Source organism: Pseudomonas sp. HS-18 (genome assembly GCF_020401845.1).
Classification (GTDB): domain Bacteria; phylum Pseudomonadota; class Gammaproteobacteria; order Pseudomonadales; family Pseudomonadaceae; genus Pseudomonas; species Pseudomonas nitroreducens.
The window spans coordinates 1,709,276-1,728,491 of record NZ_CP084413.1 but is presented as its reverse complement, the minus strand read 5'-3'; the positions used below and the strand labels follow the sequence as shown (position 1 = coordinate 1,728,491).

Below are 19,216 nucleotides of genomic sequence, written 5' to 3'. Positions count from 1 at the left end.
TGACCAAGAGGACTCAACCATGCAAACCCACCTGCTGATCAACGGCCAACTGGTCGCTGGCGAAGGCGAGAAGCTCGCCATCCTGAACCCCTCCCTGGGCACCACCCTGGTGGAAATCGCCGAGGCCACCCCGGCCCAGGTCGACGCCGCCGTGCTGGCCGCCGATGCCGCCTTCGACAACTGGTCGCAGACCGCGCCGAAAGACCGCGCGATGCTCCTGCTGCAACTGGCCGACGCCATCGACGCCAATGCCGAGGAACTGGCCCGCCTGGAGTCCAACAACTGCGGCAAGCCCTACGCCGCCGCGCTGAACGACGAACTGCCGGCGGTGGCCGACGTGTTCCGCTTCTTCGCTGGCGCCTGCCGCGTGATGCAAGGCTCCGCCGCGGGCGAATACCTGCCGGGCCACACCTCGATGATCCGTCGCGACCCGGTGGGCGTGGTCGCCTCCATCGCGCCGTGGAACTACCCGCTGATGATGGTCGCGTGGAAACTCGGCCCGGCCCTGGCCGCCGGCAACACCGTGGTGCTCAAGCCCTCCGAGCAGACCCCGCTGACCGCCCTGCGCCTGGCGCAGCTGATGGCCGGCATCTTCCCCGCTGGCGTGGTCAACCTGGTGTTCGGACGTGGCCCGAGCGTCGGCGAGCTGCTGACCACCCACCCGAAAGTGCGCATGGTGTCGCTGACCGGTTCGGTCGCCACCGGCAGCCGCATCATCGCCGGCACCGCCGACACCGTGAAGCGCATGCACATGGAACTGGGCGGCAAGGCCCCGGTGATCATCTTCGACGACGCCGACATCGACGCCGCCGTGGAAGGCATCCGCACCTTCGGCTTCTACAACGCCGGCCAGGACTGCACCGCCGCCTGCCGCATCTACGCGCAGAAAGGCATCTACGCCAAGTTCGTCGAGAAGCTCGGCGCAGCGGTTGCCAGCATCCAGTACGGCGAGCAGGACGACCCGAACACCGAGCTGGGCCCGGTCATCACCGAACAGCACCTGGAGCGCGTGATCGGCTTCGTCGAGCGCGCCCGCCAGGTGCCGCACATCGAAGTGGTCACCGGCGGCAAGCGTGCCGACCGCGCAGGCTTCTTCTTCGAGCCGACCGTGCTCGCCGGCGCCCGCCAGGACGACGAAGTGGTGCGCCGCGAAATCTTCGGCCCGGTGGTTTCGGTCACCGAGTTCGACGACGAAGCGCAGGCGCTGGCCTGGGCGAACGACTCCGACTACGGCCTGGCCTCCTCGGTGTGGACCAGCGACATCGGCCGCGCCCACCGCCTGTCCGCGCGCCTGCAGTACGGCTGCACCTGGGTCAACACGCACTTCATGCTGACCACCGAGATGCCCCATGGCGGCATGAAGCTGTCGGGCTACGGCAAGGACATGTCCATGTACGGTCTCGAGGATTACACCGCCATCCGCCACGTAATGATCAAGCACTAAAACGACCGGCTGCGCGTCGGCAGTACAGCGTTGGAAACGGGGACGGGCCCAGTCATTTACAGCTCGTAAACTCCTGGGCCCGTCCCCGTTTCCGCCTCGTCCTGCTCTAGCTCGCGCGGTCGTTGGTTCCTCGTTACACCGTAAAGATCAAAAGCTTCAAATCGGCGCCCCGCTCGACCGGGACCGCCGCGCGGCCACGCATGCCGCAAACCCTTCCGGTGTGGAAGGGCAAAACCATGACAGCCCTGCCCCGGGCCATCACCTTGCAAGGACTTCCCATGACCATCACCCGCCGCGACTTCCTCAACGGCGTTGCCCTCACCATCGGCGCGGGCCTCACCCCGCTGCAACTTCTCCAGGCCGCTCCGTCCGGCCGCTACTACCCGCCTGCCCTGACCGGCATGCGTGGCAGCCATCCCGGCGCGTTCGAGGTCGCGCACCAGATGGGCTGGGAGAAGAAGGTGTTCGACACCGATGGCCTGAAGATCGAGGAGCAGTACGACCTGGTGGTGGTCGGCGGCGGCATCAGCGGCCTGTCCGCGGCCTGGTTCTACCGGCAGAAGCACCCCAAGGCGCGCGTGCTGATCATCGAGAACCACGACGACTTCGGCGGCCACGCCAAGCGCAACGAATTCCAGGCCGGCGGCCGGATGATCCTCGGCTACGGCGGCAGCGAAGCCTTCCAGTCGCCCAAGCACCTGTACAGCGACACGGTCAACAACCTGCTCAAGCAGCTCAACGTCGACGTCGACCGCTTCGAAACCGCCTTCGACCGTGACTTCTACCCGAACCTGGGCCTGTCGCGCGGCGTGTTCTTCGACAAGGCCGGCTTCGGCGAGGCGAAGATGGTCAGCGGCGACCCGACGCCCATGGTGGCCGACGACATCGCCCCGGAAAAACTCAACGCCCGCAGCTGGCGCGCCTTCATCGGCGACTTCCCGCTGCCCGAGGCCGACCGCCAGGCGCTGATCGACCTGCACGAAGCACCCAAGGATTACCTCGCCGGCAAGACCCGCGAGGAGAAGGAAGCGCACCTGGCCAAGACCAGCTACCAGGACTTCCTGCGCAAGGACGTCGGCCTGAGCGAAGCCGCCACCCGCTACTTCCTCAGCCGCACCAACGACTTCTCCGCGCTGAGCATCGACGCCGTCTCCGCCGATTCGGCCTACTCCGTGGGCTTCCCCGGTTTCGGTGCGATGGACCTCTCGCCGATCAGCGAGGAAGCCAGGTCCGAGATGGAAGAGCCGTACATCTACCACTTCCCCGACGGCAACGCCTCGCTGGCGCGTCTGCTGGTGCGCGGCCTGATCCCGGGCGTGGCGCCGGGCAAGGACATGAACGACATCGTCCTGGCCACCTTCGACTATTCGAAACTGGACCAGCCGAACAACGCCGTGCGCCTGCGCCTGAACAGCACCGCGGTGAGCGTGAAGAACCGCGACGGCGGCGTGGACGTCGGCTACAGCCGCGCCGGCGCCCTGCACCGCGTGCGTGGCAAGCACTGCGTGCTGGCCTGCTACAACATGATCATCCCGTACCTACTGCGCGACCTCTCCGCCGAGCAGTCCCACGCCCTGGCGCAGAACGTGAAGTTCCCATTGGTGTACACCAAGGTGGTGATCCGCAACTGGCAGAGTTTCATGAAGCTGGGCGTGCACGAAATCTACGCCCCCAGCCAGCCGTACAGCCGCGTGAAGCTGGACTACCCGGTGGACATCGGCGGCTACAGCCACCCGCGCGACCCGAACCAGCCCATCGAGCTGCACATGGTCTACGTGCCCACCAGCCCCAACACCGGCATGGACGCGCGCACCCAGGCCCGCGTGGGCCGCGGCAAGCTCTACGGCATGAGCTTCGAATACATGGAAGGCATGATCCGCGACCAGTTGCAGGCCATGCTCGGCCCGGCCGGCTTCGACCACCAGAAGGATATCCAGGCGATCACCATCAACCGTTGGTCGCACGGCTATTCGTACTTCTCCAACAGCCTCTTCGATGATGAGCAAGAGAGCGAAAAACTGATGAACCTGGCCCGCACCAAGGTCGGCAACGTCACCATCGCCAACTCCGATGCCGCCTGGGACGCCTATGCCCATGCCGCCATCGACGAGGCCTGGCGCGCGGTGGGTGAACTGTCCTGATATCCCCGGCGCCACACCCTGCGTGGCGCCACATCCAACGGCCATCCGGCCGACAACCCGCGGGCACGCCCGCAACGGAGGCAAGCATGCGTCACCTCGTCAGAGCGTTTTACCTGCTGTCGCTGTTCACCTTTGCCGGTCTCGTACAGGCCGCAGAGTCGCCTAAACAGATCGTCGATGCCTACATGGCCGCGTGGAACGCCCACGACGCCGAGAAGGCCGCCGGCTATCTGGCCAAGGATGCGGAGTACTTCGACGTCACCGTCGGCACCCCGCAGAAGGGCCGCGATGCCGCGCGTGACAACGTGATCAAGGTGTTCGTGGGGGCCGTGCCGGACCTGAAATGGAAGATGAACGGCAAGCCGATCGTCGACAAGGACGGCATCGCCTTCCAGTGGACCTTCAGCGGCACCAACACCGGCGCCTGGGATGCCCAGACCCCGGCGACCAACAAGCCGCTGTCGTTCGACGGTGTGAGCTACGTGAAGGTCAAGGACGGCAAGATCGTCTACCAGGGCGATTACTACGACGCCCTCGGCCTGCACAAGCAGTTGGGCTGGTAACGGAAACGCAGGGCGCATAACCCGGAGCGGGTTATCCGCCGTCCAGCGTGGCGGCGGATAACGCTACGCGTTATTCGCCCTACGGGTCGATATCCAGCATTTGTGTTCTACAGCCGCGCCGGAAGGCGCGGCTGACATAACAAGAAGACAAGCCCTCGCCTACCCCTGCCATCATCCGCCACTGCAGTGTGCCCACCGATGCCAACCACTCTCGAAAGCCGGCCCACGAGCGCCGAAGACAGCTCCAGCACCCGCTCCACCATCGACCAGGTCAAGCAGCTTATCGCCGACCTCAATGTGCGCTGGACCGAGATCAGCAAGGTCTCCGAAGTCATCAAGCAGATCGCCAAGAACACCAACCTGGTGGCCCTCAACGCCGCCATCGAGGCCGCCCGCGCCGGGGAAAGCGGGCGTGGCTTCGCGGTGGTCGCCGATGAGGTGCGCCGCCTGGCGACCCAGTCGGCCAACGCCACCGCCGACATCGGCAACGTCGTCGCCTCGATCAAGAGCGAGAGTGCCAAGGCCCTGGCCGATGTCGAGCAGGCCGAGCATTCCAGCCTGCTCGACACCGCCCGCGTGGTGCTGGCCAGCGAAACCCAGCGCCTGGAAGCGCGCTTCGCCGTGATGGCCACCGCCCTCTACGGCCTGAAGCACTTCATCCTCGGCATGAAGAGCCGCAACCTCGGCCCCCAGCGCGAGCAGATCGACGCAGTGATGCACGAATATCTGACCCGCAATCCCGAACTGCTGGCCTTCGCCTGCGGGTGCGAGCCAAACGCCTTCGACGGCCGCGACCGCGAGTTCATCGACAGCCCCGGCCACGACGCCAGCGGCCGCCTCATGGCTTACTGGCACAGGGGCAGCGGCGTGGCCCAGCGCGAATGCCTGGTCGGCTACGACAAGGCCGACGGTAGCGGCGACTGGTACCAGATCCCCCGCGACAAGGGCCGCGACGTGTTTATGGAGCCCTACGAGTACAGCGTCGGCGGCAACACCGTGCTGATGACCTCGTTCATGTCGCCCATGTATTCCAACGGCCGCTTCCTCGGCATCCTCGGCGCCGATTACACGCTGCACCAGTTGCAGGAAAGCCTCGGCAAGCTGGCGCCGATGGGCAATGGTCGCTACGCCCTGCTCTCCAACGCGGGCGTCTACGTCACCCACGCCGACCCTAAGCGCCTGGGCGACAAGGCCAGCGAACTGCCGCAGGAGGCGCGCAACGCCATCGCCCAGGGCAAGGCCTGGGAACAGGTGAAAGGCCAGCGCGTGGAATTGCTGCAACCGATCCGCGTCGGCGACAGCGATGCGCCATGGGCGCTGCTGATGAGCTTCGAACTGGCCAAGGCCGGCGAGTAAGCACCGCACTGTTCGCCAGCAAGATCGCTCCTGCCAGGTCGGCTCCAGCGTTGTAGGCATCGGTAGGATCGAGCTTGCTCGCGAGCCTGGGCGTATGCCTAGGTCCTGTCCGGCAACTCGGTGATATGGATTTCCGTCACCAGCGCCGGCTTCGCCAGTGGCGTGCGCGACAGCAACGGACAGAAGCGCGAGAGCGCGCCGATCAGCTCCCACTGGGTATCCAGTGATTTCGACAGCACATCCACATCCGCGAGTACTCGCTGCCCCACGCGCTGCAGGTGCGGATCGGGGCTATGCCCAAGCTCCACCGACAACTGGGTGATCAGGGTGCTGAGGTTCGACATGTTGCGGGTGGCGAGGGCGAGGATGTTCGCCAGCAGGGCGATTTCCGATTGCGGGATGACAGCAGGCGTTGCAGAAGCGTCCATGCGTGCTCCAGTGATGCTCTGGTGGGTAGTGGCGCGATCCTTGCGCGAGCGCCCAAAGAGTAACATCAGATCGCCATCTTGCGACAGATATCACATTTCATTTCTTTTCCTGACCATTGAGTCACCTCTTTCCTTCAGCCGCGTATTCCGCTCGTAAAGCGCGACCTGATGCTCATTTCCCCGTCCCAGCCCAGGAAAAAGCTCGGCGCATTTGAGCCGAAAGGCCCCCGCTTCCTATGATCCGCGGCCATTTTCCAGCTTTGTATTTCTGCTCCTGCTGTATGGCGATCTGCCTGCGGCCTGAAGCCAGCAAGCCTCACCTCGCGTCACCCCTTGAAGATGTAGCCGATGGAACCGAACGCCAAGACTCCCTGCCCGCCAGATACATGGAACGACCCGAATGGCTCGCTTCCCGAAGCCCCCTCCGGCGAGGCAGCAATGGGGGTCTCGTATGCAATCGACGAGAGCGAAACATTTCCCAGCGAGCCGGCTCGATCGGTTCCCACGGAAGCCTTGAGCTCCTGGGATGGCCCCGGTACCACCTACACACTGCCGCCGCGCCCGGTGGCCGCACTACCTGCCCCGCTCCCCACAATCGCCCGGCCGGCTCCGCAGGTGCCGGTCGAGCCTCTGCCGACGGCCGAGCCGTACTTGCTGACGCCCGTCCCCCGACCGGCCGTCAACTGGCCGCTGATCGCCGGCGTCATCGTCGGGACGCTGGTCACCGCTCTGCTGCTGGCGCTGTGGCAACCCTGGGCTCTCGATGATGAACTCAATCTCCCGAGCGAACCCGCGCCGGACAAGCTCTCGCAGGTAGAGCCCGGTCAGCAGGGCGTGGTGGACCGATCAGCGTCCCCGGCAGATAGCCTCGATACCGTCACCCAGGAACCCATGGACGACGGCCCCTTGGTCATTCCGCCATCCGAGCCGGTGCCGGAGGAACAGGCTGCCCCGCTCTCCGATGCAGCCGTACCGGCCACGCCGGCTACTCCCATCGATCCGGTTCAAGCAGCAGCACCAGCCCCCACGCCGGCGCCCCATGAAGTATCGGCTCCGGTGATGAAACGGCCGTCAGCTCCCATGGCCGCAGCCGAGCAGAAACACAAGCCTCATCCGCAGCGCACCCAGGCCATGCCCGTCACCGGCAGCAAGGCCATGAGCCCGACGCCACCTGGCAGTACGCCTGCGCCCGTCGCAACAGGCACCCTGAGCGTCATCGTTCAGCCCTGGGGCGAAGTCTGGATCGACGGCAGGAAGCGCGGCATCAGCCCGCCCCTGTTCAAGCTGCAACTGCCACCGGGAAGTTACCGAATCGAACTGCGCAACCCCGACCTGCCGGCCTACAGACAGGATGTGCAGATTTCCGCAGGACAATCCGTGACGCTCCGACACAGCCTCCAATAAACGTCGGCCGGCCCCCTTTGACCTGTATGGATCCCTCCATGAAGACTCTGCGCACTCTCTCGACACCGCTGCTGATCGCCTGCCTGGTAACGGTTTCCGCTTGCAGCAGCCAGCGCGAGGCACCGCCCGCACCACCTGCGGATGATGCCCAGGTACTCGCCGAGCACACCTTCGACGAAGGCCTGCGCGCATACGAGGCCGGGAATTACTACCTGGCCGAACAGACGTTCCTCTCGCCAGCCATCTGGCGCGCCGATGCGCAGGTACAACTGAAGGCCCTCAAGTACCTGGCGTTCAGTTATTGCGTGACCGAACGACCGATCCAGTGCCGCTTCGCCTTCGACCGCGCCCTGCAGATCGATCCGACCTTCCACCCGGGAACTGCCGAAGCCAGCCATCCCCTCTGGGGATCGGTGTTCGTCCAGGCGGCGCGCCGTTGAACCTCTCTCCTGATCGCGAGACTTCCATGCCGCTTACTCACCGGCTACGCCGCTACCTCCTGTCGCTACCGCTGCTGTCGGTGCTACCGCTCGCCCAAGCCGAAACGCATGAAAGCCTGAACTCGGCTGTCGAGAGCCTCTGGAGCGTCGAACAGGTTTCCACCTCCGTGCTGGGCTCCCATTTCACCCCGCAGGAGTCGAAAGCCGGCACCGAATACCGCACCGACGTGAAGAACGCGCCGTCCTACCTGGAAATTGCCGGAGAGGCCGCCTCGGTGGTGATCGGCAGCAAGCGCTTCGACGCCATCGACACGCCCTGGGGCAATTTCCCACGGCTGGACATGCGCAACACCCGCCTATTGGACATCAAGCTGCCGAAACGCCATTACCAGGTACTGGCGGGCCCCGGCACCGGTCTGTTCGGAGCTGGCGACTGGCGACTCTACGGCTTTCTTCACGTTGTCGACGTCAGCACGCCCGCCCCCACTTACTATCCGCTTTATGCCGAGGCCTCGCTGGGGGAACACCTGCTGGGGCGCCTACCCGGTTCTGCCGTGCTGAACTATGCGCGTCTGGTTCCCGTCGACCGCGGCCAGACCGGAGAAGCCGAAGCCTACGAAGTCACACTGTATGCCCTGGCGCGCGCGAGACCCGAGCCCGTGCTCAGGAACGGCGTGCCGCTGGCCTATTCGCTGAAACACGAAGGGGACACCTGGGTCATCAACAGCGTAGACAGCACGCCAGTGACCACCGCGCTCGACGAAGAGAAGCGCTCCTTCACCACCCCGCTGCGCCCAGCGCTGTTCCAGTTCAAGGAAAGCGTCCGCAGATGATCGGCAGCCACCGGTCTGGTGGCTGCCGCAGAACGTCCAGGGAGTGAGCCCGTCCGGCCTCAGGCCTGCCCGAAGGCCTTGCGTTTGGGCGTACCTCGTTGCGCGGCGCGCAGGTATTGCGCCGGCCACGGCACCGGCTGCCCGCCCAGCTCATCGGCGGCGTGCAGCGGCCAGTACGGATCGCGCAGCAGCTCGCGGGCCAGCAGGATCAGGTCGGCCTGCCCGGTACGCAGGATGTGTTCCGCCTGCACCGGTTCGGTGATCATGCCGACGGTGCCGCTGGCGATACCGGCTTCCTTGCGCACCCGCTCAGCGAACTGCGTCTGATAGCCCGGCCCCACGGGAATCTCGGCGTTGGCCGCAGTGCCACCGGAAGACACATCGATCAGGTCCACCCCCAGGCCCTTCAGGCGCCGTGCCAGCTCAACGGTCTCGTCGGGGTTCCAGCCGTCCTCCACCCAATCGGTGGCGGACAGGCGGACGAACAGCGGCAACTCCTGCGGCCACACCGCACGCACCGCCTCGGTGATTTCGAGGAGGAAGCGGATGCGGTTCTCGAAGCAGGTGCCGTACTGGTCGCGCCGCTGGTTGGAAAGCGGCGAGAGGAACTGGTGCAGCAGATAGCCATGGGCGGCATGCACCTCGGCGATCTTGAAGCCGGCGGCAAGGGCCCGCTCGGCGCCGCGCACGAACTGATGCTTGATGGTCGACATCTGCTCTTCGCTCAGGGCGATGGGCGCGGTGTGCTGTGGGTCGAAGGCGATGGCCGAGGGCGCCACCGGTGTCCAGCCGCCTTCGCTGATCGGCACCGAGCCGTGCTTGCCCAGCCAGGGTGCCCAGGTACTCGCCTTGCGTCCGGCATGGGCCAGCTGCACGCCGGCCACCGCGCCCTGGGACTCGATGAAACGGGTGATACGCCGCAGCGGCTCGACCTGCTCATCATTCCAGATGCCCAGGTCCTCGGCGCTGATCCGCCCTTCCGGGGCGACCGCCGTGGCCTCGACTATCACCAGGCCGGCGCCGCCGACTGCGCGGCTGCCCAGGTGCACCAGGTGCCAGTCGTTGGCCAGGCCGTCCTGGGCGGAATACTGGCACATGGGGGATACGGCGATACGGTTGGACAGGGTCAGCTGGCGCAGGGTCAGGGGCTCGAACAACTGGCTCATGGTGGCACTCCCTCGGGTCTTCAGAACTTGTCACTTCAACTGTAGACCGGGATCGCCTAAGGATAGGTCCCGACGATAGGTGGCCGCCGCCGACCACTGACGGAGCCTGGCGGGTTCAATGCGCACGGCCTGCTATTGCACTGGCTGATGTATGAACGAAGCTTTTGCGCGAAATCTCGGCTCCGCCAGGGCCGATGGCGACGCGCTGAGCCGGCCTGCAGGCCGGATCGCGGGAGATGACTCGCTCCCACAGGGGAGCCACCGTCGTCAATGCAACTCGCTCGACTTGCCCATGGCCGCCACCGCTCCGGGTGCCAGGCTGTAGCGCTTGTTCTCGTCACGTTCGAGCAGGCCGGAGAGGTGCAGGCGGCGCAGCGTCTGGCTGACGCAGCTGAGGGAGATGGGCAGCCCTGGCTCCTCCAGGTAGGCGTGCAGCTCTACGGCAGTCGCCTTGCGGCAAGCCACCAGCGCATCGAGGATGTTCAGCCGCGGCAGGCTGCTGCGCAGGCCGGCATGTTCCAGCAGTTGCCGGGCCGGGCGCGGCAGGCGTGGGCGGATCACCGGACTGGCTTTGATCGCAACTCTCATGGGCGCACCTCGAAGGACAGGGTGGAAACGTGGATCACGCTGTCGTAGCGCTTGCCGTCGACGCTGGCACCGCCGTTGACCTGGGCCGAGACCTCCAGCACGTAGCGCGCCGGGAACGGCGTGGCCAGGGTCACGGTGCCGTCGGCTGCCGGCTTCAGGCTGCGGCTCCACTGCTCGGAGGTGTACACGTTGACCTGCGAGGCCGGCACCACGGTGCCCTTCCAGTGCAGGGCGAAGGTATTGCCGCCGGGCGTCGTGGGCACCAGCTCCAGATCATTCTGCGCCCGGGTCTCGGTGCGTCCCTCGCGGGCCTGATAAATGGTCAGGGTGCTGCCTTCGGCACGCTGGGCGGCGACGCGCAGGTCGCCCGGCGGCACGGCGCCGATATCGAAGGACTCGACCCCAGCCTTCATCGGCGCCGTCTTGCCCTCGCCGAGCACGACGTGAGCGTTCTGCAACTGGGTCACCGGCAGGTGCTCGCCGGGCTGCTGTTCGCTGAAATAGCTTTTCGCGCTCTGGCCTGCATTGCGTTCCAGCCACAGGTAGTCCGCGTTGGCCAATGGCGCACAGCTCAGCGTCACGGCCAGCAGCGTGAGCTGGCGAAGGTAGAAGGTCATGCGGTTCTCCTGTTGTCTGGCTGAAGTTCGCTTCCGTTGCGAATCGATCGCTTTCACATACAAGACGGATGAGCCGCAAAAAACACGCACAGAAAATGTGTAAAGAAATGGAAAAGACCGCGAAAACCGCACCGAAACATTTATTTGCAACTGCAGATGGCCGGTTTTTCGATCTCATCCGTCCTTACTCCTAGAACACCGCTGCGACTGGGTGTCTTCGCGCCTCGCCGGCCTTGTCCGGCGGGGGCCTTTTCCATTGCCTTTCCCTTGTGTGGCCGTGATTCCCCATGTCCAAGAAATCCCGCTCCAGACTCTGGTTCCTGGTCCACAGCTGGCTGGCCCTGCCCATCTGGTTCTTCGTGTTCCTGGTGTGCATCACCGGCACCCTGGCCACGGTGAGCCAGGAGATTGTCTGGCTGGCCGATCCGTCCGTGCGCGCCAATCCGCCGGATGATGACGCCCAACGCCTGGGCTACGATCAGGTACTCGCCGCCATGGCCCAGCAGCAACCGCAGGCCGCCGTGCGCATGATCAGCGCACCCAGCGAAACGCATTTTGCGCTGCGAGTCAGCGTCACCTATCCCGACAGCGCTACCGCCATGCTCTACGTGAACCCCTATACCGGGGTCATCCAGGGCAAGATGCCGCTGTTCGACTTCCGCCAGTTCACCCGTGCACTGCATGGCTGGTGGCTGGTGCCCTTCAACCACGGTTTCAGCTGGGGCTGGTACCTGGTATCGCTGCTCGGTTTGCCGATGCTCGCCTCGCTGGTCACCGGCCTGGTGGTGTACAAGCGCTTCTGGCGCGGCTTCCTCAAGCCGACCCTGCGCCTGCGCCAGGGCGCGCGCATCTTCTGGGGCGACATGCACCGGCTGATGGGTATCTGGTCGATCTGGTTCATCGCGGTGATTTCCATCACCGGCACCTGGTTCCTGATCCAGGCGGTGCTGTTCGACAACAGCATTTCCATCTCCAGCGAGGGCGTACCGACCATCATCCAGCGCGACAGCATCCCACTGAGCGCGGACGGCAAGGCGCCACCGCGCATCGGCCTGGACGCCGCCGTGCTGTCCGCGCAGCAACGGATTCCCGGCTTCGAGCCGACCTTCTTCCGCCTGCCCTCCAGCGCCTACGACCCGGTGACCATCTTCGGCAAGGCCTGGTACCCGCTGATGTCCGAAAGCGCCCAGGTGAACCCCTATGACGGCAGCATCGCCTCAACTCGCCTGCTGGGCGACCGCTCGGGCCTGGAGTTCGTCACCGAGTCCATGCGCCCGCTGCACACCGGCGATTTCGGTGGCGTGTGGGTCAAGCTGATCTGGTTCGTGTTCGGCCTGATCCTCAGCATGATGGTGCTCAGCGGCCTGATGATCTGGAGCAAGCGCACCCTGATCGCCACCGCCAAGGAACTGAAGAAGCAGAAAGCCCGCGAGCGCATCGCTGTCGCGGCCACCGCGGAGGCCAGCCAATGAGCGGCAACAGCAAGCTGCGCCGCCTATGGCTGCGTTGGCGTTTCCACCTCAGCGCCCTGTTGGTGCTGATTCCCCTGGGCTTCATGCCGCAGTACTTCCACGAGGCGAAACTGGACCGTGGCCTGCGCGGCCTGGGCGAGCGCGAGATCGGCAATCTGCAGGTCGGCCCCTGGACCGCGCGCATGGCCGAATGGGAAGTCGGCGAACCGGAAGACGAAGGCCGCGCCGGCTTCGTCAAGGCCTTTACCCTGGCCCTCTGCGACAGCTGCTCTGCACAGGTGAAGGCCGCCTACCTGCGTATCGGCGAACCGCGCAGCCTGCGGGCCGCCGGCGGGCTGTTCGCCGGTGCGCCGCACCAGCAGTTCGCGGAAGTCGCGATCCCGGCTCGGGTCACCCCGGCCGACAAGCTGTGGCTGACCGTGGAAGGCTGGGATGGCGCCGTGCACCAGGCGCAGATCCCTCTCGACCAGGCCTCGCCTTCGCTGGTGGCCTGGCTGGAAAAGACCCGGAGCAATCGATGAAAGCGATCATCAAGCACAGCGCCCTGCTGCTCGGCCTGGCCGCCAGCGCCAGCGCCCTGGCCCACGCGCCCTTCTGCGAATGCACGGCGCTGGATGCCGAGACCATCCGCTGCGTTGGCGGCTTCACCGACGGCAGCGACGCCCCGGGTGTGACCCTGGACGTGATGAGCGCCGCCGACAACCGGGTGCTGGCCCCCGGCAGGCTGGGCGCGGATTCCAGCTTGACCTTCAAGCGCCCCGACGAGGACTTCTACATCCTCTTCGATGTCGGGCCGGGCTATCAGGTGGAAGTCGAGCCGAGCGAGATCCGGGGGCTCTGAGCGCAATCAGCCGAGCCCCCGTCCGGGAAGCGAGGGTGCGCCAATAGCGGCGCACCGTCCCTCAGGCAGCGGAGGACTCGCCCTGCCCCGGCAGCACCAGCGCGGCCGGCACTGAGCGTTGACTCCTGGCGGCCAGCCAGTAGTAGGCCAAGGCCGGCAGCAGCAGGCCGATAAGCCAGGAGATATCCACGCCCCCCAGCGTCTCCACCAACGGGCCGGTGTAGAAACCGCTGTCGATGAAGGGCATCTGCACCAGCACACCGAAGCAGTAGACGCCGATGCCGGTCCAGTTCCAGCGGCCATAGCGGCCGTCGGGATCGGACAGCGCGGGGATGTCATAGCGCTCGCGGGTGATGCAGTAGTAGTCCACCAGGTTGATCGCGCTCCACGGCGTGAAGAACGCCAGCAGGAACAGCAGGAACGACTTGAACGCGGCCAGGAAAGAGTGCTGCCCGGCCAGCGCCAGGCCGGTGGACAGGCCGACGATCGCCAGCACGAACAGCAGACGCTGCAGGTGCGTGACCTTCAACTGGCCACGGAAGCCGCTGATGATGGTGGCGATGCACATGAAGCTGCCATAGGCGTTCAACGTCGCGATGGTCACCTTGCCGAAGGCCACGCTGAAGAACAGTGCGGACGCCATCATGCCACTCGCCCCCAGGCCGACCACGTAAGCCACCGGCTGCCCGGAGAACTCCTTGCCGGCCAGCGCCGCGGCAAACACGCCGAGGACCATGGACGTCTGCGAACCGAGCACCGAGCCCAGGCCCACCGCGAAGAAGGTCTTCGGCGACGAGGTTTCGCTCGGCAGGTAGCGCGAGTAGTCCGCCACGTAGGGCCCGAAGGCGATCTGCCAGGACGCCGCCAGGGAAACGGCGAGCAGGAAGGTGTTCCAGGCGAAGTGGCGGTTCTCCAGCAGCACGCCGATGTCGTTGACCGACAGCAGACGCACGAACAGGTAGGCGAAGGCGACGATACCCAGCACGCTGGCGGCCTTGCCCAGCCAGTGGATCACCCGGTAACCGCAGACTGTCACCGCGACGATGACCGCCGCGAACACCAGGATGCCGACGGTATCGCTGACATGGGCCAACTGGCCGATGGCCTGGCCCGCCAGCACCGTGCCGGTGGCGTTGAAGCCGACATACATCACGCAGACCAGCACCAGCGGGATCACTGCGCCGAACACGCCGAATTGCACGCGGCTGGAGATCATCTGCGGCAGACCGAGCTTGGGCCCCTGGGCGCCGTGCAGCGCCATCACCACGCCGCCGAATATCTGCCCGATGAGCAGGCCGATCAGCGACCAGAACACATCGCCGCCCAGCACCACCGCCAGCGCGCCGGTGACGATGGCGGTGATCTGCAGGTTGCAGCCGAACCACAGGGTGAACTGGCTGAACAGGCGGCCGTGCCGTTCAGCCTGGGGAATGTAATCGATGGAGCGGGTTTCGATCAGGGACTTACCAGCCATGAAGCGTTCTCCTCGCCGCCGGACGTTCGCCCAGCCGCGCTGTTGTTGTTATGCACAGCGTTTCCTGATTCGCCGGGGCGGCAGCGGAGGCCGCCCCGTACCTGCCGTCAATGGCGGGCGGCATCCAGCACGGCGCGGGAGATGATGATCTTCTGCACCTCGGAGGTTCCCTCGAAGATCCGCAGGATTCGCGCGTCGCGCACGAAGCGCTCCAGCGGCAGGTCGCGGATGTAGCCGTAACCGCCGTGCAGTTGCAGCGCGGCGTCGGTGATGAAGCCGCAGGCCTCGGCGGCGAACAATTTGGCGGTCGCCGACTCGAGGCTGAAGCGCTCGCCGCTGTCACGCCGCGCGGCGGCCTGCTGGGTAAGCAGGCGCGCGGCCTGGAACTGCGCGTGCATATCGGCGATGCGCCACTGGGTGCCCTGGTAAGCCGACAACGGCTTGGTGCCGATCTGCCGCTCATCCACCCACTTCAAGGCGTACTCCATGGCCGCGCGGGCGATGCCCAGCGACATGGCGGCGACTTCCACGCGGCCGCGATCCAGCACTTCCATGGCGGTGCGGAAGCCCTGGTTTTCCTCGCCCAGCAGCGCATCCGCCGGCAGCCAGCAGTCCAGCGCCAGCTCGTAGATGGTGCTGCCGCGCAGGCCCATGGTCTTTTCCGGGTTGGCGAAGGTGACGCCGGCGGTGCCCTTGGGAATCAGGAAGGCGCTGATGCCACGGGCGCCGGCCTCCGGGTCGGTCTTGGCGTAGAGCACGATGAAGTCGGCTTCGCGGGCATTGGTGATGTAGTGCTTGCTGCCGCGAATCCGCCAGCCGCCGGTCTCGCGCACGGCACGGGTGCGCATGTCCGCCGGGTTGGAGCCGGCTGCCGGTTCGGTCAGGCCGAAGGCGCCGAGCAGTTCACCGCTGGCACAGCGCGGCAGCCATTCCTGGCGTTGCTCCTCGGTGCCGCCGATGAGGATCGAATCGGTGGCGAGGAAGTGTGCGGTCAACGCTGACGCAGTGGAGGCGCAGGCCGCCGACACCGCCTCGACCACCCGGCTCATGGCCAGGCTGCCGATGCCGAAGCCGCCATAGGTTTCCGGCAGGTTGATGCCCATGAAGCCCAGCTCGCCGAGGGCCTGCAGGCTTTCGGCGCAGAAGGCCTCTTCTTCGTCATAGCGCTGGGCGTTGGCGGCCAGCACGTCGCGGCAGACCCGCTCGGCGGAGTCGACGATGGCCAGTTCGGTGGCGTCGATATCGAAGTTCATTGCACGGCTCCTGCTTTATTCGTGAGGCCGAACGCGGCGTTGGCTTCGCCCAATCGGGGAGCGCGCGTCGCGGCGTGGGGCTTGCGCCCGTTGAAGTAGACCGGTTGCGGCACCAGTGGCGGCTGGTCGTCGGCCGGCTGCACCAGCAGTTGGCGCACCTGCGCCTGTTCACTGCCGGTGGCCTCGGCGAGGTTCCACACCGGCGAGGCCGGCACGCCGGCATCCAGCAGCAGGTCGCAGGCCTGCTCGACACTGCGCTGGCCGGTCCAGGCCTCGATCTCGGCGCGCAGTGCCTGCTCGTTGCGGGTGCGCGAGGGGTCGTCGGCGAAACGCGGATCGTCGGCCAGTTCGCCGCGGCCGATGCTTTCGCAGAAACGCCGGAACAGCTTGTCGCTGGCCACCGCGATCACCACCAGGCCGTCGGCGGCGCGGTAGGTGTCGAACGGCGTCGACACCGGGTGGCGGTTACCCACCAGACCCGGCGCCCTGCCGTGGGCGAACAGGTTGGACAGGCCAGTCATCTGCAGGCTGACCAGCACGTCGAACATCGCCACGTCGATGTATTGCGCGCTGCTGCCCTGGTGCTCGCGGGCGAACAATGCGCTGCTGATCGCCCAGGCCGCATAGACGCCGGCGCACAGGTCGCCGAGTGCTTCGCCGCTGCGGGTCGGCCCGGTCTCGGGGAAACCGCTGACGCTCATCAGCCCGGACATCGCCTGGGCGACGATGTCGTAGGCCGGGCGGCGCGACAGTGGGCCGTTCTGGCCGAAACCGGAAATGCTCGCGTAGATCAGCTTCGGGTTGTGCTGCCTGAGGCTGTCGAAATCGATGCCCAGGCGCTGGGTGACGCCGGGGCGGAAGTTCTCCACCACCACATCGGCGTCCGCCACCAGGTCATAGAAACGTTGCAGGTCTTCCGGCGCCTTGAAGTCCAGCTCGACGCTGCGCTTGCCGCGGTTGATCAGGCCGAAATAGACACTTTCGCCGTCCTTGAACGGGCCGAGATGGCGGCTGTCGTCGCCGTGCCCCGGCACTTCGAACTTGATCACTTCGGCGCCGAGGTCGGCAAGCATCGCGGTGCAGTGCGGCCCGGCCAGCACGCGGCTCAGGTCCAGTACGCGCACGCCGTTGAGCGGCTGCGGTGTGGGCAGTTCAGTCACATTGCTCATGCTCGATTCCTCAGGCAGTGATCATCGGCAGGTTCAGGCCCTGTTCCCTGGCGCAATCGATCGCGATCTGATAACCCGCGTCGGCATGGCGCATCACGCCGGTGCCTGGGTCGTTGGTCAGCACGCGGGCGATGCGCTCGGCAGCTTCGTCGGTGCCGTCGCAGACGATCACCATCCCCGAGTGCTGGGAGAAGCCCATGCCCACCCCGCCGCCATGGTGCAACGAGACCCAGGTGGCGCCGCTGGCGGTGTTCAGCAGGGCGTTGAGCAGCGGCCAGTCGGACACGGCGTCGGAGCCGTCGCGCATGGCTTCGGTCTCGCGGTTGGGGCTTGCCACCGAACCTGAGTCGAGGTGGTCGCGGCCGATCACGATCGGTGCCTTCAGCTCGCCGCGGCGGACCATTTCGTTGAACGCCAGGCCGAGCTTGGCGCGCTGGCCCAGGCCGACCCAGCAGATGCGCGCCGGCAGGCCCTGGAAGCTGATGCGCTGCTTGGCCATGTCCAGCCAGTTGTGCAGGTGGGCGTCGTCCGGGATCAGTTCCTTGACCTTGGCGTCGGTCTTGTAGATGTCCTCGGCGTCGCCGGACAGCGCGGCCCAGCGGAACGGACCGACGCCACGGCAGAACAGCGGGCGGATGTAGGCCGGGACAAAGCCGGGGAAGTCGAAGGCGTTGGCGACGCCCTCTTCCTTGGCCATCTGGCGGATGTTGTTGCCGTAGTCGAAGGTCGGCACGCCCTGCTTCTGGAATTCCAGCATGGCGTTGACGTGCACGGCCATGGATTGCTTGGCGGCCTTGACCACGGCGGCCGGGTCGGTCTGCGCGCGGTCGCGGTACTGCTCCCAGGTCCAGCCGGCCGGCAGGTAGCCGTTGAGCGGGTCGTGGGCGGAGGTCTGGTCGGTCACCATGTCCGGGCGCACGCCGCGCTGGATCAGCTCCGGGAGGATTTCCGCGGCGTTGCCCAGCAGGGCGATGGAGATGGCCTTGCCTTCGGCGGTGTACTGGGCGATGCGCGCCAGGGCGTCGTCGAGGTCCTTGGCCTGCTCGTCGACGTAGCGGCTGGCGAGGCGGAAGTCGATGCGGCTCTGCTGGCATTCGATGTTCAGCGAGCAGGCGCCGGCCAGGGTCGCGGCCAGCGGCTGGGCGCCGCCCATGCCGCCGAGACCGGCGGTGAGCACCCACTTGCCTTTCAGGTTGCCGTCGTAATGCTGGCGGCCGGCTTCGACGAAGGTTTCGTAGGTGCCCTGGACGATGCCCTGGCTACCGATGTAGATCCACGAGCCGGCGGTCATCTGGCCGTACATGGCCAGGCCCTTGGCATCGAGCTCGTTGAAGTGCTCCCAGTTGGCCCAGTGCGGCACCAGGTTGGAGTTGGCGATCAGCACGCGCGGGGCGTTAGCGTGGGTCTTGAAGACGCCGACCGGCTTGCCGGACTGCACCAGCAGGGTCTCGTCTTCATTCAGTTCTTTCAGGGTGGCGACGATCTTGTCGTAGCACTCCCAATTGCGCGCGGCGCGACCGATGCCGCCGTACACCACCAGCTCCTTGGGGTTCTCGGCGACTTCCGGGTCGAGGTTGTTCATCAGCATGCGCAGCGGCGCTTCGGTCAGCCAGCTTTTGGCGTTCAGTTGGGTGCCGCGCGGGGCACGGATTTCGGTATCACGGTAACGGCCGGTGGAGCTCATCTGGACTTCCTCGATGCAGGGGTGGCGCCACGCTGGAAGGCGGTCCGGCGCGGCGGAAACGGGTGAATAGAGGGCAACGGGCATTGCCGTACTCATCTAGTGTCACCTGATATGTGTAAAACCTTATATCAACCTGTATATACAAGCTAATGCAAAGCGAGGGCCAAAATAGGCCGGCGCTACCCAGGGAGCACAGTCACGTGACGACAATGTCGTTTTATTTCAAATGGATAGAAATCTTATGCACAGGCAGGCTACGCCCCTCACCACGGCCAGCAGCGAGAGAAGGCGGCGAGAAAGGAAGGAGAAAAAGTAACAGCGCGGTGCACAGAGGTAACAAAAC

The 19,216-nt window shown here is 65.9% G+C and carries 18 protein-coding genes and 1 pseudogene; 11 read left to right on the top strand and 8 right to left on the bottom strand.

The window, feature by feature from the left end; all coding sequences use genetic code 11:
• The first annotated feature begins 19 nt into the window (after positions 1 to 19).
• The 5 genes and pseudogenes from LDJ84_RS08025 to LDJ84_RS30870 all read left to right on the top strand — a co-directional run bounded on the left by LDJ84_RS08025 (position 20) and on the right by LDJ84_RS30870 (position 5,504).
• Positions 20 to 1,444, top strand: a complete 1,425-nt coding sequence (locus LDJ84_RS08025) for a gamma-aminobutyraldehyde dehydrogenase (protein ID WP_226046171.1) — start codon at positions 20 to 22, stop codon at positions 1,442 to 1,444.
• A 278-nt stretch (positions 1,445 to 1,722) separates the two neighbouring features.
• Positions 1,723 to 3,585, top strand: coding sequence for an FAD-dependent oxidoreductase (locus LDJ84_RS08020; RefSeq protein WP_226046170.1), 1,863 nt, complete (start codon positions 1,723 to 1,725; stop codon positions 3,583 to 3,585).
• A gap of 86 nt (positions 3,586 to 3,671) precedes the next feature.
• A complete protein-coding gene (locus LDJ84_RS08015) occupies positions 3,672 to 4,148 on the top strand; it encodes an ester cyclase (RefSeq protein WP_045209913.1) in 477 nt (158 codons plus the stop codon).
• Between the two features lie 198 nt (positions 4,149 to 4,346).
• Positions 4,347 to 4,640 (top strand): annotated as a pseudogene (locus LDJ84_RS30875) (methyl-accepting chemotaxis protein); the annotation flags it as partial.
• A 132-nt stretch (positions 4,641 to 4,772) separates the two neighbouring features.
• The gene (locus LDJ84_RS30870) at positions 4,773 to 5,504 is read left to right on the top strand and encodes a cache domain-containing protein (protein WP_376784727.1); all 732 of its coding nucleotides are present in this window, start codon (positions 4,773 to 4,775) and stop codon (positions 5,502 to 5,504) included.
• 98 nt (positions 5,505 to 5,602) lie between these two features.
• Here the strand turns inward: LDJ84_RS30870 and LDJ84_RS08005 are convergent, their stop codons facing one another.
• The gene (locus LDJ84_RS08005; RefSeq protein ID WP_024766938.1) at positions 5,603 to 5,932 is read right to left on the bottom strand and encodes a hypothetical protein; all 330 of its coding nucleotides are present in this window, start codon (positions 5,930 to 5,932) and stop codon (positions 5,603 to 5,605) included.
• A 651-nt stretch (positions 5,933 to 6,583) separates the two neighbouring features.
• Here LDJ84_RS08005 and LDJ84_RS08000 point away from each other — a divergent pair.
• Genes LDJ84_RS08000 through LDJ84_RS07990 form a run of 3 tightly spaced genes read left to right on the top strand, consistent with a single transcriptional unit; the run spans position 6,584 to position 8,609 of the window.
• On the top strand, positions 6,584 to 7,336 hold the full coding sequence (locus tag LDJ84_RS08000; RefSeq protein WP_143514278.1) for a hypothetical protein: 753 nt from the start codon (positions 6,584 to 6,586) through the stop codon (positions 7,334 to 7,336).
• A gap of 38 nt (positions 7,337 to 7,374) precedes the next feature.
• On the top strand, positions 7,375 to 7,776 hold the full coding sequence (locus tag LDJ84_RS07995; RefSeq protein WP_226046169.1) for a TssQ family T6SS-associated lipoprotein: 402 nt from the start codon (positions 7,375 to 7,377) through the stop codon (positions 7,774 to 7,776).
• A gap of 26 nt (positions 7,777 to 7,802) precedes the next feature.
• Positions 7,803 to 8,609, top strand: coding sequence for a hypothetical protein (locus LDJ84_RS07990; RefSeq protein ID WP_065084922.1), 807 nt, complete (start codon positions 7,803 to 7,805; stop codon positions 8,607 to 8,609).
• Positions 8,610 to 8,668: 59 nt separating this feature from the next.
• On the opposite strand, the gene LDJ84_RS07985 is transcribed toward LDJ84_RS07990, so the two are convergent.
• The 3 genes from LDJ84_RS07985 to LDJ84_RS07975 form a co-directional block, all read right to left on the bottom strand.
• Positions 8,669 to 9,775, bottom strand: a complete 1,107-nt coding sequence (locus LDJ84_RS07985; protein WP_024766941.1) for an NADH:flavin oxidoreductase/NADH oxidase — start codon at positions 9,773 to 9,775, stop codon at positions 8,669 to 8,671.
• A 267-nt stretch (positions 9,776 to 10,042) separates the two neighbouring features.
• Complete coding sequence (locus LDJ84_RS07980) at positions 10,043 to 10,363, bottom strand: transcriptional repressor (protein WP_024766942.1); 321 nt, start codon at positions 10,361 to 10,363, stop codon at positions 10,043 to 10,045.
• Complete coding sequence (locus LDJ84_RS07975) at positions 10,360 to 10,980, bottom strand: hypothetical protein (protein WP_226046168.1); 621 nt, start codon at positions 10,978 to 10,980, stop codon at positions 10,360 to 10,362. The genes LDJ84_RS07980 and LDJ84_RS07975 overlap by 4 nt, the downstream gene beginning before the upstream one ends.
• Before the next feature lie 287 nt (positions 10,981 to 11,267).
• On the opposite strand from LDJ84_RS07975, the gene LDJ84_RS07970 reads away from it, so the two are divergent.
• The 3 genes from LDJ84_RS07970 to LDJ84_RS07960 are packed head-to-tail and all read left to right on the top strand — an operon-like array spanning position 11,268 to position 13,293.
• Entirely contained in the window at positions 11,268 to 12,452 is a 1,185-nt protein-coding gene (locus LDJ84_RS07970; protein ID WP_024766944.1) for a PepSY-associated TM helix domain-containing protein, read from the top strand.
• Complete coding sequence (locus LDJ84_RS07965; protein WP_024766945.1) at positions 12,449 to 12,973, top strand: hypothetical protein; 525 nt, start codon at positions 12,449 to 12,451, stop codon at positions 12,971 to 12,973. The genes LDJ84_RS07970 and LDJ84_RS07965 overlap by 4 nt, the downstream gene beginning before the upstream one ends.
• Positions 12,970 to 13,293, top strand: a complete 324-nt coding sequence (locus LDJ84_RS07960; RefSeq protein WP_226046167.1) for a hypothetical protein — start codon at positions 12,970 to 12,972, stop codon at positions 13,291 to 13,293. The genes LDJ84_RS07965 and LDJ84_RS07960 overlap by 4 nt, the downstream gene beginning before the upstream one ends.
• A gap of 61 nt (positions 13,294 to 13,354) precedes the next feature.
• On the opposite strand, the gene LDJ84_RS07955 is transcribed toward LDJ84_RS07960, so the two are convergent.
• The 4 genes from LDJ84_RS07955 to hutU form a co-directional block, all read right to left on the bottom strand.
• On the bottom strand, positions 13,355 to 14,767 hold the full coding sequence (locus LDJ84_RS07955) for a purine-cytosine permease family protein (protein WP_170860037.1): 1,413 nt from the start codon (positions 14,765 to 14,767) through the stop codon (positions 13,355 to 13,357).
• 107 nt (positions 14,768 to 14,874) lie between these two features.
• Positions 14,875 to 16,020, bottom strand: coding sequence for an acyl-CoA dehydrogenase family protein (locus tag LDJ84_RS07950; protein ID WP_065084916.1), 1,146 nt, complete (start codon positions 16,018 to 16,020; stop codon positions 14,875 to 14,877).
• Positions 16,017 to 17,189, bottom strand: coding sequence for a CaiB/BaiF CoA transferase family protein (locus tag LDJ84_RS07945; protein ID WP_169887267.1), 1,173 nt, complete (start codon positions 17,187 to 17,189; stop codon positions 16,017 to 16,019). The genes LDJ84_RS07950 and LDJ84_RS07945 overlap by 4 nt, the downstream gene beginning before the upstream one ends.
• A 10-nt stretch (positions 17,190 to 17,199) precedes the next feature.
• A complete protein-coding gene (hutU, locus tag LDJ84_RS07940) occupies positions 17,200 to 18,873 on the bottom strand; it encodes a urocanate hydratase (protein ID WP_226046564.1) in 1,674 nt (557 codons plus the stop codon).
• Between the last annotated feature and the right edge of the window lie 343 nt (positions 18,874 to 19,216).

Coding starts and splice junctions, on each gene's coding strand:
- LDJ84_RS07985 (WP_024766941.1), bottom strand. CDS start 9,775: ATGAGCCAGTTGTTCGAGCCCCTGACCCTGCGCCAGCTGACCCTGTCC.
- LDJ84_RS08005 (WP_024766938.1), bottom strand. CDS start 5,932: ATGGACGCTTCTGCAACGCCTGCTGTCATCCCGCAATCGGAAATCGCC.
- LDJ84_RS07970 (WP_024766944.1), top strand. CDS start 11,268: ATGTCCAAGAAATCCCGCTCCAGACTCTGGTTCCTGGTCCACAGCTGG.
- LDJ84_RS07950 (WP_065084916.1), bottom strand. CDS start 16,020: ATGAACTTCGATATCGACGCCACCGAACTGGCCATCGTCGACTCCGCC.
- LDJ84_RS30870 (WP_376784727.1), top strand. CDS start 4,773: ATGGCCACCGCCCTCTACGGCCTGAAGCACTTCATCCTCGGCATGAAG.
- LDJ84_RS07945 (WP_169887267.1), bottom strand. CDS start 17,189: ATGAGCAATGTGACTGAACTGCCCACACCGCAGCCGCTCAACGGCGTG.
- LDJ84_RS07960 (WP_226046167.1), top strand. CDS start 12,970: ATGAAAGCGATCATCAAGCACAGCGCCCTGCTGCTCGGCCTGGCCGCC.
- LDJ84_RS07990 (WP_065084922.1), top strand. CDS start 7,803: ATGCCGCTTACTCACCGGCTACGCCGCTACCTCCTGTCGCTACCGCTG.
- LDJ84_RS07980 (WP_024766942.1), bottom strand. CDS start 10,363: ATGAGAGTTGCGATCAAAGCCAGTCCGGTGATCCGCCCACGCCTGCCG.
- LDJ84_RS08015 (WP_045209913.1), top strand. CDS start 3,672: ATGCGTCACCTCGTCAGAGCGTTTTACCTGCTGTCGCTGTTCACCTTT.
- LDJ84_RS07975 (WP_226046168.1), bottom strand. CDS start 10,980: ATGACCTTCTACCTTCGCCAGCTCACGCTGCTGGCCGTGACGCTGAGC.
- LDJ84_RS07965 (WP_024766945.1), top strand. CDS start 12,449: ATGAGCGGCAACAGCAAGCTGCGCCGCCTATGGCTGCGTTGGCGTTTC.
- LDJ84_RS08025 (WP_226046171.1), top strand. CDS start 20: ATGCAAACCCACCTGCTGATCAACGGCCAACTGGTCGCTGGCGAAGGC.
- LDJ84_RS07995 (WP_226046169.1), top strand. CDS start 7,375: ATGAAGACTCTGCGCACTCTCTCGACACCGCTGCTGATCGCCTGCCTG.
- LDJ84_RS08020 (WP_226046170.1), top strand. CDS start 1,723: ATGACCATCACCCGCCGCGACTTCCTCAACGGCGTTGCCCTCACCATC.
- hutU (WP_226046564.1), bottom strand. CDS start 18,873: ATGAGCTCCACCGGCCGTTACCGTGATACCGAAATCCGTGCCCCGCGC.
- LDJ84_RS07955 (WP_170860037.1), bottom strand. CDS start 14,767: ATGGCTGGTAAGTCCCTGATCGAAACCCGCTCCATCGATTACATTCCC.